The following is a 14562-nucleotide window of genomic DNA, read 5'->3' as shown; positions in this document are numbered from 1 at the left end:
GAGCGCGTCGCCCAGATCGTGACCTACGGCACGATCAAGGCGAAGCAGGCGCTCAAAGACGCCGGCCGGGTGCTGGGCTTCCCGTTCAGCATGGGGGAGAAGCTCACGAAGGCGATGCCGCCCGCGGTCATGGGCAAAGACATGCCGCTCGACGGCATGTTCAACAAGGAGCATCCGCGCTTCAAAGAGGCGAGCGAGTTCCGTGCGCTGATCGACACCGACACGGAAGCCAAGACGGTCTTCGACACGGCCGTCGGGCTCGAGAACCTGAAGCGTCAGTGGGGCGTGCACGCGGCGGGCGTCATCATGTCGTCCGAGCCCCTGATCGACATCATCCCGATCATGCGGCGCGAGCAGGACGGCCAGATCGTCACGCAGTTCGATTACCCCGCGTGCGAGTCCCTCGGGCTCATCAAGATGGACTTCCTGGGGCTGCGCAACCTCACGATCATCAACGACGCCCTCGACAACATCGCCGCCAACCGCGGCGTGCCGCTGGTTCTCGAAGAGCTCGGTCTCGACGATCCGGAGTCGTACGAGCTGCTCGCGCGCGGCGACACGCTCGGCGTGTTCCAGCTCGACGGCGGGCCGATGCGGTCGCTGCTGCGCCTCATGAAGCCCGACAACTTCGAAGACATCTCGGCCGTCATCGCGCTGTACCGGCCCGGACCGATGGGCGCGAACTCGCACACGAACTACGCGCTTCGCAAGAACGGTCTGCAGGAGATCACGCCGATCCATCGCGAGTTCGAGGAGTCGCTCGCCGAGATCCTGAGCACGTCTTACGGCCTGATCATCTATCAGGAGCAGGTCATGGCCATCGCGCAGAAGGTGGCCGGCTTCAGCCTCGGACAGGCCGACATCCTGCGCCGCGCGATGGGCAAGAAGAAGAAATCCGAGCTCGACAAGCAGTTCGAGGGCTTCCAGGCGGGCATGCACGCCAACGGCTATTCGGATGACGCGGTGCAGAAGCTCTGGGAGATCCTGCTCCCGTTCTCGGACTACGCGTTCAACAAGGCGCACTCGGCCGCCTACGGGCTCGTGTCCTACTGGACCGCGTACCTCAAGGCGCACTATCCGGCCGAGTACATGGCCGCCCTGCTCACGAGCGTCGGCGACTCGAAGGACAAGATGGCGCTCTACCTCAACGAGTGCCGTCGCATGGGAATCCGCGTGCTCCCGCCCGACGTCGGACAGTCGATCAACTACTTCGCGGCCGTCGGGGAGGACATCCGCTTCGGCCTCGGCGCGGTGCGCAACGTCGGCTCCAACGTCGTCGACGCGATCGTCCACGCCCGCCGCGACGTCGGCTTCACCTCGTTCCACGACTTCCTCGACAAGGTGCCTGTCCACGCGGCGAACAAGCGCACCGTCGAGTCGCTCATCAAGGCCGGCGCCTTCGACTCGATGGGCAATACCCGTCGCGCGCTGCTGGAGATCCACGAGGACGCTGTCGAGGCGGCCGTCGACATCAAGCGCAAGGAGGCCACGGGCGCCGTGGGCTTCGACTTCGACAGCCTCTACGACGAGGCCGAGGAGGCACTGCCCGCCAAGGTGCCCGAGCGCCCGGAGTGGACGAAGAAGGACAAGCTGGCCTTCGAGCGCGAGATGCTCGGACTGTACGTGTCCGACCACCCGCTCGCGGGCCTGGAGATCCCGCTCGCCAAGCACGCATCGATCGGCATCCACGATCTGCTCGCGTCCGAGGACATCGACGACGGCGCGCAGGTCACCGTGGCGGGTCTGGTGACGAGCGTGCAGCACCGCGTCGCGAAAGCCAGCGGCAACCCGTACGGCATGATCACCGTCGAGGACTTCAACGGCGAGGTCACGGTCATGTTCATGGGCAAGACCTACACCGAGTTCCAGAGCATGCTCCAAGCCGACGCGATCCTCGTGGTGCGGGGGCGCGTGTCACGGCGCGACGACGGGCTCAACCTTCACGCGCAGAGCGCGTTCCAGCCTGACCTCGGCGCCGTCGAGGCATCCGGCCCGCTCGTGCTCGTGCTGAACGAGCAGCGCGCGGGGGAGCGAGTGATCGGCGAGCTCGCCCAGACCCTGCGCCGTCACCCCGGAGACACCGAGGTGGTACTGAAACTGCACCGCGCCGGCACTGCGAAGGTGTTCGAGGTGCCGCATCCGGTCACTGTCACCGCCGACCTGTACGGCGAACTCAAGGGCCTGCTCGGACCGGGTTGCCTCGGGTGACCCTCGCCCGGTCCACGAGAAGACCGCGCGGATAGGATCGATCCGCCCGCACATCGAGGAGGTCCCGTGACCGACGCCGCCCCCACCGCGCCCGCAGACCGGCCCGACCCCAGCTCGCCCACGCGAGAGCCCGCGCCTACCGCGGTCGCAACGACCTCACCCGCACCGGTCGAGACGGGGGCAGCCGCACCGGATCGCTCGGAGTCGCTCGTCCCGGTCGCGTCGCCGATCGGTGTCGGGCCGTTTTCGGTGCGCGAGGTCGTGCTCGGGGGTGTCTGGTTCCTCGCGTTCGTGATCTCCTTCCTGCCCTATCTTCCGCCGCTGCCCTACCCGATCTGGGCGGTGGGCCTGGACTGGGTGCTGACCATCGCCGTTCCCACCGTGGCGGTCGGCCTCCTCGCGCTGCGGCGGCTCTCGCCGGGTGCGATCCGACGCGTCGGCTCGCTCGGCCTCGACCAGTTCGCCTCCGTGGCGTTCTCGATCTCGCTCGTCGCCTGGCTCGCCCAGCTCTGGAACGCCGCCGCTGTGGTGCGCACGTACGGCGGCGCACCATTTGCCCCCGTGATCTGGATCGAGATCGTGCTCGCCCTCGCGGGTGTCGCGCTGACAGTCGCGGCACCGCTGATCCCGTTCGCCAGGGACGATTTCCGGGGACGCGAGCGTGCCGACGCCCATCCGGCGGCCGCCCCCGTCCGGCCCGTCGCACCGCGCCCCGCACGGGTGGCGGTCGTCGCCCGGTCGGTCGCGACAGCCGAGACCGCCGCGCCGGTCGTCGCCTCACCCACCGTCGCGCCGGCCGTGGGTGTGGCCGCCCCCGAGCCGACGCCGAATGCCGTGCGCACGGGCCAGCCCTTCTGGGCGCTGCTCCCCGACGAGCGCACGGTGGTCGATGCCGAGGGTGCGCCCGTGTTCACCGTCGGTCCGGCCGCATGGGCGCTCGTGATCGAGGACCGCGACGGTGTCTTCGTCGTCCGACATGACGACGGCCGAGTCGGCTTCCTCCACGAGTCGGCGGGGGCTGTCCGCGGCTGATCCGCTCGTGCGACGGCGCGCCGGATAAGCTGGAGGGATGCTCCGCACCATCGACCTGCGCGGCCGGCACCTCGGCACCGCCGACCTGCTCGCCGCCGTGCCCCGCGCCACGGCCGCCCGCGCCGAGGCCCTCGCCGCGGCATCCGCTCTCGTCGAGGACGTCGCACACCGCGGTGAAGACGCGCTGCGGGAGCAGGCCGACCGGTTCGACGGGGTCACCGACCACGCGATCAGGGTTCCCGCCCACCACCTCACCGAGGCGCTCGATGGTCTCGAGACGCCCGTGCGATCGGCGCTGGAGATCGCGATCGCCCGTGTCCGCCGGGCATCGGCGGCTCAGATTCCCGCATCCTCGGCGGTCGAGCTGGGTGACGGTGCCGTGGTCGCCCAGCGCTGGCAGCCGGTCCGTCGCGTGGGTGTGTACGTTCCGGGCGGCAAAGCGGTCTACCCGTCGAGCGTCGTGATGAACGTCGTTCCCGCTCAGGTCGCCGGCGTCGGCGTCGTCGCGCTCGCCTCGCCCCCGCAGCGGGAGCACGGCGGGCGGGTGCACCCGGTCGTCCTGGCGGCCGCAGCTCTCCTCGGCGTCGACGAGGTCTATGCCATGGGCGGTGCCGGCGCGATCGGCGCCTTCGCGCACGGTGTCGCGACGCTCGACCTCGACCCGGTCGATGTGGTCACCGGGCCGGGCAACAACTTCGTCGCCGCCGCCAAGCGCGCGGTCGCCGGTCTTGTCGGTACCGATGCCGAGGCCGGCGCGACCGAGATCCTCATCGTCGCCGATGGCGACGCCGACGCCGACCTGGTGGCGGCCGACCTCGTCAGTCAGGCCGAGCACGATGAGCAGGCGTCCGCGGTGCTCGTCACCGACAGCGAGCCGCTCGCCGATGCCGTGCGCGACGCCGTTGAGCGTCGCGTCTCGGTCACGAAGCACGGCGATCGCGCCCGGGCAGCGCTGAACGGCGATCAGTCGGCGATCGTGCTGACCGACGGTCTCGAGCAGTCCACCGCGTTCAGCAACGCCTACGCGCCCGAACACCTCGAGCTGCACCTGGTCGCGCCGGATCCCACCGACTTCGTCAACGCGGGAGCGATATTCGTCGGCCCGTACTCACCGGTGAGCTTGGGTGACTACCTCGCCGGCTCGAACCATGTGCTTCCGACCGGGGGGCAGGCCCGCTACGCCGCCGGCCTGTCGGCGGCGACGTTCCTGCGCCCGCAGCAGGTCATCACCTACGATCGCGACGCGCTCGAGCAGGTGCGCTGGGGGATCGTCACCCTCGCCGATGCGGAGGATCTCCCCGCGCACGGTGAGGCCGTCGAGGCCCGCTTCGAGGCGTAGTCTGTCGCTGCCATGCACTGCCCGTTCTGCCGCCATCCCGACTCCCGGGTGATCGACTCGCGCACCAGCGACGACGGTCTCAGCATCCGTCGCCGCCGTCAGTGCCCGCAGTGCGGCGGTCGGTTCTCCACGATCGAGACGGCGAGCCTCAACGTCATCAAGCGATCCGGTGTCGTCGAGCCGTTCAGTCGCGAGAAAGTCATGTCGGGCGTGCGCAAGGCGTGCCAGGGGCGACCGGTCACCGAGGGCGACCTCGCGTTGCTGGCCCAGGCCGTCGAAGAGGCGGTGCGTCAGACGGGCGCCTCTCAGGTCGACACGAACGAGATCGGCCTCGCGATCCTCGGCCCGCTGCGCGAGCTCGACGAGGTCGCGTACCTGCGGTTCGCGAGCGTCTACCAGGCCTTCGAGTCGCTCGAGGACTTCGAGTCGTCTATCGCCGCGCTGCGCGCGGACCACGCGTCGCGCCCCGCGCCCCGCGCCGACTGACGGGGTCGCCGGCGGAGCGGCGCGCCCACCGCCGCCCGGTAGCCTGGAGGCGATGTACGCCTTCCTCTTCCGGCATCTGCTCACCCGCATGGACCCGGAGTCCGCCCACCACGCGGCGATGCTCGTGATCCGGGCCCTCGCGGTGCCGCCGCTGTCGTGGATCGCCCGCGCAGTCACCGCTCCGGTGCCCGAGCACGCGCGCGAGGTGCTGGGCCTCCGGTTCGATTCCCCGTTCGGCGTCGCCGCGGGCTTCGACAAGAACGGCACCGCCGCGCTCGGCCTGTTCGCCCTCGGGTTCGGGCATGTCGAGGTCGGCACCGCGACGGCCGTGCCGCAGCCCGGCAATCCGCGACCGCGCCTGTTCCGGCTCGTTGCCGACCGCGCGGTGATCAACCGCATGGGCTTCAACAATGACGGCGCTGCCGCCCTGGCGCGACGGCTGGAGAAGACCCGTCGCCGTCGCCGTCGCCCCGTGATCGGCGTCAACATCGGCAAGAGTCGCGTGGTCGCCGTCGAGGACGCCATCGGCGACTACGTCCGGAGCGCGACGCTGCTCGCCCCGCTCGCCGACTATCTCGTCGTCAACGTCTCGTCGCCGAACACGCCCGGGCTTCGCGGGCTGCAGGCGATCGACACGCTGCGCCCGCTGCTCGAGGCGGTTCGGGATGCCGCGGGCGCGGCGCCCGTGCTCGTCAAGATCGCGCCCGATCTCAGCGACGAGGACGCCCTCGGTATCGCCCGGCTCGCCGTCGACCTCGGACTGGCCGGCATCATCGCCACGAACACGACGATCTCCCGCGAGGGCCTGCGCACCGACCCGGCGATCGTCGCCGCGGCAGGAGACGGCGGGTTGTCCGGTGCCCCGATCGCCGAGCGCTCGCTCGCGCTCCTGCGCGTGATCCGCGGCGCCGTGCCGGCGTCGTTCGCCGTGATCTCCGTGGGCGGGGTGGAAACGGCGGACGACGTGCAGGCGCGTCTCGACGCCGGGGCCGACCTCGTCCAGGGGTACACGGCGTTCCTCTACCGCGGCCCGCTCTGGGCGCGGCAGATCAACCGCGCGCTGCCGCGGGCCGCGGCATCCGTCTGACGGGTCGTTCCGTCGCAGGAGGGATGCCGCGGGTGCGCGCGCTCAGGAGGGGTACTGACCGCGCTTGACCTGGGCCTTGGGCAGGCGCATGAAGCGCATCTGGATCGAGCGCATCGCTCCATACCAGCCGAGGCCCTTCTCGATGCGGTCGGCGCCGAACTTCCGGCGGGCCGCTCGCTTGATGCGCGCGGAGAGCACGACCATGTCGATGACGGCGAGGGCGACGAACGCCCACAGTGCGATGTAGGAGAAGAACTGCACGGTGGAGTTGTTGACGACCATCGCCAGCAGCACGAGCACCATCGCGGGAAGGATGAGCTCGCCGAGGTGCCATCCGGCGTCGACGTAGTCACGCACGAACCGACGCTGCGGGCCCTTGTCACGCACCGGCAGGTAGCGCTCGTCGCCGGCTGCCATGCCGACCCGCGCCTTCTCGCGCTGCACGGAGAGCTCCGCGCGGGCGCGGGCCTTCGCCTCCTTGGTGTCCGGCACGAGAGGGCGCTTGCGCGCGGCCTCCTGCTCGGCACGGGAGGGGGTCGGACGGCCCTTTCCGCTGACGGTGTCGTCGGAGTCCGCAGGGGCGTCCTTGGGTGCGGGGGCGGCGGGAGTCTTGGCCACGGTGATTCCTCGGGGTCGAACTGGGGTGTGCTTAAGATTACCCGCATGACCTCCGAGACCGCCCGACGTGATGCCCTCCGCGAATCGGTGGAAGGAGGCATCCCGGCAGCCCTCGCCGATCTCGGCGATCTGGTGCGCATCCCCTCGATCGCCTGGCCCGCGTTCGATCAGTCGCAGGTGCAGCGATCAGCGGACGCCGTGGCAGCCCTCGCGACCGGGACGGGGGTCTTCGACGACGTGCGCGTGGTGCGCGCAGCGATCCCCGGATCCGACGAGCTGGGCCAGCCGGCGGTGCTGGCCACGCGTGCCGCTCGCAACGGCCGACCGACGGTCCTGATGTACGCCCACCACGATGTGCAGCCGACCGGCGATGAGGCGCTCTGGGAGACGCCGCCGTTCGAACCCACGCTTCGAGACGGCCGGCTCTACGGACGGGGCGCCGCCGACGACAAGGCCGGTGTTCTCGTGCACATCGCCGCCGTCCGTGCACTGGCCGAGACGTTCGGCGACGACCTCGACCTCGGCCTCGCGCTGTTCGTCGAGGGCGAGGAGGAGTACGGCTCCCGCTCGTTCGCGCAGTTCCTGTCCGACAACAGGGAGGCGCTGGCCGCCGATGTGATCATCGTGGCCGATTCCGGGAACTGGGATCTCGCGACACCGGGGCTCACGGTCTCGTTGCGGGGCAACGCCCGCTTCACCCTCACCGTGCGCACACTCGACCACGCCTCGCACTCGGGGATGTTCGGGGGCGCGGTGCCGGACGCGACGATGGCCGCCGTCAAGCTCCTCGCGACGCTCTGGGACGATACCGGCGCGGTCGCGGTGCACGGGCTGTTCGAGCGCCACTCCGACACGCCCGAATACGCCGAGGCGACGCTTCGCGATGAAGCCGGTCTCCCGGCGGGGGTGCAGCCGGTCGGTACGGGCACGATCCTCAGTCGGATCTGGAACAAACCGTCGATCACCATCACGGGTATCGATGCGACATCCGTCGCGGCCGCCTCGAACACGCTCGCGCCGGAGATCTCGGTCGTCATCAGCGCACGGGTGGCTCCCGGCCAGGGCGCCCGCGAGGCCTACGAGGCGATCGAGGCCCATCTGCGCGCGCACGCGCCCTTCGGAGCAGAGCTCACCTTCGCCGACGTCGACTGCGGAAACGCGTTCCTGGTGGACACCTCCGGCTGGGCGGTCGGCGACGCGCGCGAGGCCTTGGCCGAAGGATACGGCGTCGAGCCGGTCGACATCGGCGTCGGCGGATCGATCCCCTTCATCGCGGACCTGGTCGAGACCTTCCCCGGCGCGCAGATCCTCGTGACAGGTGTCGAGGATCCCCACACCCGCGCCCACAGTCCCAACGAATCCCTGCACGTCGACACGTTCCGGCGCGCGGCGATCTCCGAGGCGCTGCTGCTGGCGAAGGTCGCGACGCGTACGAAGTGACGATTCCGCCCCGGATGCGGGCGGCCCGTCGTAGACTCGGACCAACAGCCCCCCGGGACCCTGTCGAGGAGAAGCCATGACCGATCTCGCAACGCCGACCGAAACGTCCGCCCAGGCGCACGGTGTCGTGCTCACCGACGCCGCCGCCGGCAAGGTGAAGAGCCTTCTCGACCAGGAGGGTCGCGACGACCTCCGTCTGCGGGTCGCCGTGCAGCCCGGTGGCTGCTCGGGCCTGATCTACCAGCTCTACTTCGATGAGCGCTATCTCGACGGCGACCAGACGGTCGACTTCGACGGCGTCGAAGTCATCGTCGACGACATGTCGGTGCCCTACCTCGACGGCGCGACCATCGACTTCAAGGACACCATCTCGGAGCAGGGTTTCACGATCGACAACCCCAACGCGTCCGGCTCGTGCGCATGCGGAGACAGCTTCCACTGAGCCCCCTCATAGAAACGGCGCGGCCCCTCGTCACAGACGAGCGAGGCCGCGCCGTTTCGTGTTGAGCGCTGGGCGCGTGGCCTGAATCCGGTGAGAGGTTGCCTTAGACTGAGGAAGCTTCATCCGTCTTCCGAAAGGTGCACCGTGCCTTCACACCGCCGCCTTCGCTGGGTGGCGATTCCCGTCGGGATCGCCGTGGCCGTCTCCCTCGCGGGATGCTCGCCCACCGAGCTTCACGGTTTCCTTCCCGGCTTCACGGAAGACGGCACACCGGCCACCAACCACACCGACATGGTGGCGGCGCTCTGGGTGAACTCCTGGATCGTGCTGCTCGCGGTCGGCATCATCACGTGGGGCCTGATGCTGTGGGCGATCATCGCCTACCGCCGACGCAAGGGGCAGACCGGCCTCCCGGTGCAGCTGCGGTACAACATGCCGATCGAGATCTTCTACACGATCGTGCCGCTCATCCTCGTGCTGGGCTTCTTCGCCTTCACGGCGCGTGACCAGAACATCCTCGAGACGCAGTACGACAACCCGCAGGTGTCGATCACGGCGATCGGCAAGCAGTGGGCGTGGGACTTCCAGTACGACGGCTCCGACCCGAAGGGTGCCGACGACGTCTGGACGATGGGCATCCAGGCCCAACCCGACGCGCAGGGGAACATCGACCAGTCGCAGCTGCCGACCCTCTACCTCCCGGTCAACGAGACGGTGAAGATCACCCTCCAGTCGCGCGACGTCATCCACTCGTTCTGGATCGTCGACTTCCTCTACAAGAAGGACCTCTTCATCGGCAAGGACAACTCGTGGTCCTTCACTCCGACGCGCGAGGGCACCTACGCGGGGAAGTGCGCGGAGCTCTGCGGCGAGTACCACTCGATGATGCTCTTCAACGTCAAGGTCGTCAGCCAGTCCGAGTACCAGACCTACCTGGCCTCGCTGAAGACCAAGGGTCAGACGGGCCCGATCGATGCGGCGTACGACCGCCTCAACAACCTGCCGGGCACCGGCGCTTCGAGCGAGGGGAACAACTGAGATGGCGACGACGCTTCCGCTCCAGGAGCAGGGTGCACCCCGCGCCCGCACCCTCCCTCCCCGCCAGGCGGCGCTGCTGAGCAGCTCCCGCGTGGAGGAGAAGGGCAACATCATCGTCAAGTGGGTCACCTCCACTGACCACAAGACCATCGGGTACATGTACCTGATCTCGTCGTTCATCTTCTTCCTGCTCGGCGGCGTGATGGCCCTCATCATCCGCGCCGAGCTGTTCGAGCCGGGCATGCAGATCCTTCCGACGAAGGAGCAGTACAACCAGCTCTTCACGATGCACGGCACGATCATGCTGCTGATGTTCGCGACGCCGCTGTTCGCGGGCTTCGCGAACGCGCTGCTGCCGCTGCAGATCGGCGCTCCCGACGTCGCCTTCCCGCGTCTGAACGCGTTCGCCTTCTGGCTGTTCCTGTTCGGCTCCACGATCGCCGTCAGCGGCTTCCTGACGCCGGCGGGTGCGGCATCCTTCGGATGGTTCGCCTATCAACCGCTCGCGAGTGCCTCGTTCACGCCCGGAGCCGGTGGAAATCTCTGGATGCTGGGGCTCGGCCTCAGCGGTTTCGGAACCATCCTCGGCGCGGTGAACTTCATCACCACGGTGATCACGATGCGTGCCCCGGGCATGACGATGTGGCGCATGCCGATCTTCTCCTGGAACGCGCTGATCACGAGCATCCTCGTGCTCATCGCGTTCCCCGTGCTCGCGGCCGCGATGCTCGCCGCCGCCGCCGACCGCGTGCTCGGCGCGCACATCTACGATCCCCACAACGGCGGCGTGCTGCTGTGGCAGCACCTGTTCTGGTTCTTCGGACACCCCGAGGTCTACATCATCGCGCTGCCGTTCTTCGGCATCGTCTCGGAGATCTTCCCCGCGTTCAGCCGCAAGCCGATCTTCGGGTACAAGACGCTGATCTACGCGACCATCTCGATCGCGGCGCTGTCGGTCGCGGTGTGGGCGCACCACATGTACGTCACCGGTTCCGTGCTGCTGCCGTTCTTCGCGCTGATGACGATGCTCATCGCGGTGCCGACGGGTGTGAAGATCTTCAACTGGATCGGCACGATCTGGCGCGGCTCAGTGACGTTCGAGACGCCGATGGTGTTCTCGCTCGGCTTCCTCGTCACGTTCGTGTTCGGCGGCCTGACCGGAGTCATCCTCGCGTCGCCGCCGGCACTTCCACTACGTCGTGTTCGGCACGGTCGTGTTCGCGATGTTCGCCGGCTTCTACTTCTGGTGGCCGAAGTGGACGGGCAAGATGCTCAACGAGCGCCTCGGGTACGTGCACTTCTGGCTGCTGTTCATCGGCTTCCACACCACGTTCCTCATCCAGCACTGGCTGGGCGTCGACGGGATGCCGCGTCGCTACGCCGACTACTCGGCTGCCGACGGATGGACGTGGGAGAACCAGCTCTCCACGATCGGCTCGATGATCCTCGCCGTCTCCATGATCCCGTTCCTCCTGAACGTCTGGATCACGGCGCGCAAGGCTCCGCGAGTGACCGTCAACGACCCGTGGGGCTACGGAGCGTCGCTCGAGTGGGCGACCAGCTGCCCTCCGCCGCGCCACAACTTCACGTCGATCCCGCGCATCCGCAGCGAGCGTCCGGCGTTCGATCTCAACCACCCCGAGGCGGCGCTGCCGGTCGGTGTCGGTCCTGCGAAGGATGCACCCGATGCCCCCGTCGTCGACCTCGCCTCCGGAGAGGTGAAGTAACCCATGAAGACCAACGTCGGACTGTGGTGGCTGCTCGTCGGCTTCTTCCTGTTCATCACGATCGTCTACACCGGCTGGAACATCCTGGCCCACCCCCAGCTGCCGTGGTACAACGCGGTCGAGTGGGTCGGTTCGGTCGCGCTGCTGTTCGCGAGCGCCATGGCTGCCATGATCGCCTTCTACACGCAGCGCGTGCTCAAGGCTCAGGGCGGCGACCTGCCCGAGGACCGGCTGACCGCCGACATCGACGACGGCGACCCCGAGATCGGCGAGTTCAGCCCCTGGTCGTGGTGGCCCATCGTCCTCGCGGCGTCCGGTGCGATCGCCGTCATCGGTCTCGCGGTCGGCAGTTGGATGGTGCCGGTCGGGTTCGCAGTGTTCCTGGTCGCCATCGTGGGCTGGGTCTACGAGTACTACCGCGGCTACTTCGCGCGCTGAGGTCCATGGCACTGCGTTTCGACGCGGCCGCGGCCTCTGACATCGGCCCGCATCGGTCGACGAATCAGGATGCGGCGTACGCTTCGGCGTGGGCGGCTCTGGTCGCCGACGGCGTCGGCGGCGGCCCGTCCGGCGACCTGGCCTCGGCGGCCCTCGTGCATCGTGTCGTTGCGGGAGGACCGTCGGCTGCTGCGGAGCCCGAGCGCCTCGCCGACCATCTCAGGGTGGCGAACTGGGACCTGCGCGCCCATGTGGAGCGCGAGCCGGAGCTCGCGGGGATGGCCACGACGTTCACGGGGGTCTTCGCAGCTGCGGACGGCTCTGTGCTGCTCGCCCATTCCGGCGACTCCCGGGCCTACCTCCTGCGAGACGGCGAGCTGTCCCAGCAGACCAGGGATGACTCGTACGTGCAGGCGCTGGTCGACCACGGCGTGATCTCGGCATCGGATGCCGCGACGCACCCTCGCCGCAACCTCATCACCGCGTCGTTCGCGGGAGCCGAGGGGGACGCTGCGGCGATCGGCGAGCTCGACCCTCGCGAGGGCGACCGCTGGCTGCTGTGCAGCGACGGTCTGAGTGACTACGTCCCGATGGACGACGTCGTACGCGTCCTGCGGACGAATGCATCACCCCGCGCAGCGGCGGACGCGCTCGTCGCCCTCGCGCTCGAGGCGGGCACGATGGACAACGTCACCGCGGTGGTGTGCGACATCCATCTCGACGAGCCGTCGCCCGCGCGGGAGGGCTCTTTCGTGGGAGCGGCCGCCGAGCGCTTCCAGGAAGGATTGGATGCCGCGGGCTGATCGCTCGCTCACTCGACCGGCGCGCGCACGACCATGACCAGCGGGTCGAACGTGCGCGGGAGCGGCCCCTCGTCGTTCTCGACCGGCTGCCCCTCCCGGACCCAGTACTCGTAGCCGCCGATCATCTCCCGCACCTCGTAGCCGAGCGCCGCGAACTCGCGGGCGCCCCGCACGCCGGCGTTGCAGCCGGGGCTCCAGCAGTAGACGACCACGGGTGTGTCGAGGGGGATCTCCTGCCGTGCCCGATCGGCGATCTGGCGATAGGGGAGGTGCACGGCTCCGGTGACGCGCCCTTGCTGCCAGGCCTCGTCGCCTCGTACGTCGACGAGGACGAACCGCTCGCCGGCGCGCTGCGCCGCATAGACGTCGGAGGGATCGGTCTCGTGGCGGAGGCGGGCGTCGAAGTAGTCCGTGCTGGTCATGGTCCGACCGTACCGAGCTGGGAGGTGCGCGCCCAGTCGCGGGTCCGCCAGGGGGCGGCGGATTCGCGCCAGAACAGACATGAGGGAACTCTCATGTGCGGCGGGTGGCCGCGGCATCCCCTCCGCGTTACCGTCAAAGCTGAAAGGCCATTCAGGTGTCGATGGTGACACCGTGACGGGACGACGACGTCCCAGTGAAGGAGATGCCATGCGCGCATCCACGCCCCCTCCCACCCGTCGACGCGGGAGTCTCGCCACCCTCACCGCGGTACTCGCGGCCGCCGTGCTCGTATCCGTGGGCCTCGTTGCGGCATCCGCCCCGCCCGCCAGTGCCGCGTCAGGGACCTGGTCGACCGAGACCATCGCCGGCATGTCGGTGCGCCTCTATACGCCCGCCACGGCCGCCACCGCCGGAGCCGGACGCGCGCTGATGATCAGCCTGCACGGCTGCGTGCAGAAGGCCGCGGACCTGCAGCAGAACGGCAACTGGACCGCCACCGCCGACCGCTACGGCATGGTCGTGGCACTGCCCGACGCGCCGAACGGGGGAGTCGTGCTCGGCTGCTGGGACTATTACGACACGAACCACTCCTCGAGCACGCCGGCCCGCCACGACGACAACCTGCTCTCGCTCGCCCAGACGCTGTCGGCACGTGCCGCGCTCGGCATCGACCCGGCGCAGGTGTACATCTCGGGGCTGTCGTCCGGCGGTGGCGAGACGATGGTGATGGGATGCCTCTTCCCACAGGTCTTCGCAGGTGTCGGCATCAACGCGGGCCCGACAGTGGGCACCACGTCGAGCCAGATCGGTTCCGTCGCCACGACGCAGGCCCAGGCGACCCAGACGTGCCGTGCGTTCGCGGGAACGGGAACGGCAGGCTTCGCGACGCAGCTCGCCTCGATCGTCTACGGCAGCAACGACACCACGGTGGCTCCCGGTTACGACACGCTCAACGGGCAGGTCCTCGCCGGAATCTACGGAGCGAGCCAGACCTCGACGTTCTCGCTTGCGGGCCTCGCCGGTACGAACACGCAGGGAAGCGGCACCCTGTACAGCGATGGGACGGGGCCGCGCGTCTCGGTGATCCAGAACACCGGGCTCGGACACAACTGGCCGGCCGGCGCCGGCTCGGGAGGGACGTACATCTCGGCCAACAGCATCGACTACCCCGCCTACGTCACCTCGTTCTTCTTCGCCAACAACCGCCGCATCGATCGGTCGGCCACCCCGACTCCGACACCGTCGCCCACCGGGTCTGCGACGCCCACGCCCACCCCGACGCCGATCGATGGTTCGTGCGTCACCGCGACGAACGCCGCCCACAAGGCGGCCGGACGCGCGACGAGCTACGGGGTGAATCCCTACAACCCGTACTACGCCCTCGGCTCGCTCGCATACATGGGACAGGGTGATGCGACGACCACCTCGCTGCAGCGGCAGTCGGCGACATCCTGGACCGTCGTCGCCACCTGCGGCTGAGG

At 69.0% G+C, this 14562-nt stretch carries 13 protein-coding genes and 1 pseudogene; 12 read left to right on the top strand and 2 right to left on the bottom strand.

All coding sequences use genetic code 11. The features are described 5' to 3' along the window. From dnaE to ABT08_RS03095, 5 genes are all read left to right on the top strand, one after another. Nucleotides 1-2208: DNA polymerase III subunit alpha (gene dnaE / locus ABT08_RS03115; protein ID WP_288113964.1), on the top strand; the 2208-nt coding region annotated here is incomplete at its 5' end. A 66-nt stretch (nt 2209-2274) separates the two neighbouring features. Further along, a complete protein-coding gene (locus ABT08_RS03110; protein WP_288113962.1) occupies nt 2275-3240 on the top strand; it encodes a hypothetical protein in 966 nt (321 codons plus the stop codon). A gap of 37 nt (nt 3241-3277) precedes the next feature. Then, on the top strand, nt 3278-4579 hold the full coding sequence (gene hisD / locus ABT08_RS03105; protein WP_045247243.1) for a histidinol dehydrogenase: 1302 nt from the start codon (nt 3278-3280) through the stop codon (nt 4577-4579). A gap of 12 nt (nt 4580-4591) precedes the next feature. Then, nucleotides 4592-5065, top strand: a complete 474-nt coding sequence (nrdR, locus tag ABT08_RS03100; protein ID WP_045247244.1) for a transcriptional regulator NrdR — start codon at nt 4592-4594, stop codon at nt 5063-5065. Nucleotides 5066-5117: 52 nt separating this feature from the next. Next, nucleotides 5118-6152 carry a quinone-dependent dihydroorotate dehydrogenase gene (locus ABT08_RS03095; RefSeq protein ID WP_056209941.1) on the top strand — a complete coding sequence of 345 codons (1035 nt, stop codon included), beginning with the start codon at nt 5118-5120 and terminating at the stop codon, nt 6150-6152. 42 nt (nt 6153-6194) lie between these two features. Here the strand turns inward: ABT08_RS03095 and ABT08_RS03090 are convergent, their stop codons facing one another. Further along, nucleotides 6195-6770 (bottom strand): DUF3043 domain-containing protein, encoded by a 576-nt coding sequence (locus tag ABT08_RS03090; protein WP_273207120.1) that lies wholly within the window; start codon nt 6768-6770, stop codon nt 6195-6197. 45 nt (nt 6771-6815) lie between these two features. On the opposite strand from ABT08_RS03090, the gene ABT08_RS03085 reads away from it, so the two are divergent. The 6 genes and pseudogenes from ABT08_RS03085 (at nt 6816) to ABT08_RS03060 (ending at nt 12658) form a co-directional block, all read left to right on the top strand. After that, complete coding sequence (locus ABT08_RS03085) at nt 6816-8210, top strand: dipeptidase (protein ID WP_273207123.1); 1395 nt, start codon at nt 6816-6818, stop codon at nt 8208-8210. 76 nt (nt 8211-8286) lie between these two features. Then, nucleotides 8287-8652 carry an iron-sulfur cluster insertion protein ErpA gene (gene erpA / locus ABT08_RS03080; protein ID WP_056209937.1) on the top strand — a complete coding sequence of 122 codons (366 nt, stop codon included), beginning with the start codon at nt 8287-8289 and terminating at the stop codon, nt 8650-8652. 144 nt (nt 8653-8796) lie between these two features. Beyond that, on the top strand, nt 8797-9690 hold the full coding sequence (gene ctaC, locus ABT08_RS03075) for an aa3-type cytochrome oxidase subunit II (protein ID WP_045247249.1): 894 nt from the start codon (nt 8797-8799) through the stop codon (nt 9688-9690). Nucleotide 9691: 1 nt separating this feature from the next. After that, nucleotides 9692-11417 (top strand): annotated as a pseudogene (gene ctaD, locus ABT08_RS03070) (aa3-type cytochrome oxidase subunit I). A 3-nt stretch (nt 11418-11420) separates the two neighbouring features. Continuing rightward, nucleotides 11421-11855, top strand: a complete 435-nt coding sequence (locus ABT08_RS03065) for a cytochrome c oxidase subunit 4 (protein WP_045247251.1) — start codon at nt 11421-11423, stop codon at nt 11853-11855. A 5-nt stretch (nt 11856-11860) separates the two neighbouring features. Continuing rightward, nucleotides 11861-12658: a PP2C family protein-serine/threonine phosphatase gene (locus ABT08_RS03060; protein ID WP_288113959.1), complete on the top strand. Its 798-nt coding sequence runs from the start codon at nt 11861-11863 to the stop codon at nt 12656-12658. An 8-nt stretch (nt 12659-12666) separates the two neighbouring features. Here ABT08_RS03060 and ABT08_RS03055 read toward each other — a convergent pair whose 3' ends face one another. Then, complete coding sequence (locus tag ABT08_RS03055; RefSeq protein WP_056209934.1) at nt 12667-13080, bottom strand: rhodanese-like domain-containing protein; 414 nt, start codon at nt 13078-13080, stop codon at nt 12667-12669. Between the two features lie 208 nt (nt 13081-13288). Here ABT08_RS03055 and ABT08_RS03050 point away from each other — a divergent pair, with 208 nt between their 5' ends. After that, a complete protein-coding gene (locus ABT08_RS03050) occupies nt 13289-14560 on the top strand; it encodes an extracellular catalytic domain type 1 short-chain-length polyhydroxyalkanoate depolymerase (RefSeq protein WP_056209932.1) in 1272 nt (423 codons plus the stop codon). Nucleotides 14561-14562: the final 2 nt, after the last annotated feature.

The sequence above is a fragment of the Microbacterium sp. SCN 71-21 genome (assembly GCF_001725695.1).
Taxonomy (GTDB): Bacteria; Actinomycetota; Actinomycetes; order Actinomycetales; family Microbacteriaceae; genus Microbacterium; species Microbacterium ginsengisoli.
This window is presented reverse-complemented; position numbering and strand designations above follow the sequence as displayed.

Bases quoted from the DNA above. Each gene is read 5' to 3' on its own strand.
- nrdR (WP_045247244.1), top strand. From the start codon at position 4,592: ATGCACTGCCCGTTCTGCCGCCATCCCGACTCCCGGGTGATCGACTCG.
- hisD (WP_045247243.1), top strand. From the start codon at position 3,278: ATGCTCCGCACCATCGACCTGCGCGGCCGGCACCTCGGCACCGCCGAC.
- ABT08_RS03050 (WP_056209932.1), top strand. From the start codon at position 13,289: ATGCGCGCATCCACGCCCCCTCCCACCCGTCGACGCGGGAGTCTCGCC.
- ABT08_RS03085 (WP_273207123.1), top strand. From the start codon at position 6,816: ATGACCTCCGAGACCGCCCGACGTGATGCCCTCCGCGAATCGGTGGAA.
- ABT08_RS03065 (WP_045247251.1), top strand. From the start codon at position 11,421: ATGAAGACCAACGTCGGACTGTGGTGGCTGCTCGTCGGCTTCTTCCTG.
- ABT08_RS03055 (WP_056209934.1), bottom strand. From the start codon at position 13,080: ATGACCAGCACGGACTACTTCGACGCCCGCCTCCGCCACGAGACCGAT.
- ABT08_RS03095 (WP_056209941.1), top strand. From the start codon at position 5,118: ATGTACGCCTTCCTCTTCCGGCATCTGCTCACCCGCATGGACCCGGAG.
- ABT08_RS03060 (WP_288113959.1), top strand. From the start codon at position 11,861: ATGGCACTGCGTTTCGACGCGGCCGCGGCCTCTGACATCGGCCCGCAT.
- erpA (WP_056209937.1), top strand. From the start codon at position 8,287: ATGACCGATCTCGCAACGCCGACCGAAACGTCCGCCCAGGCGCACGGT.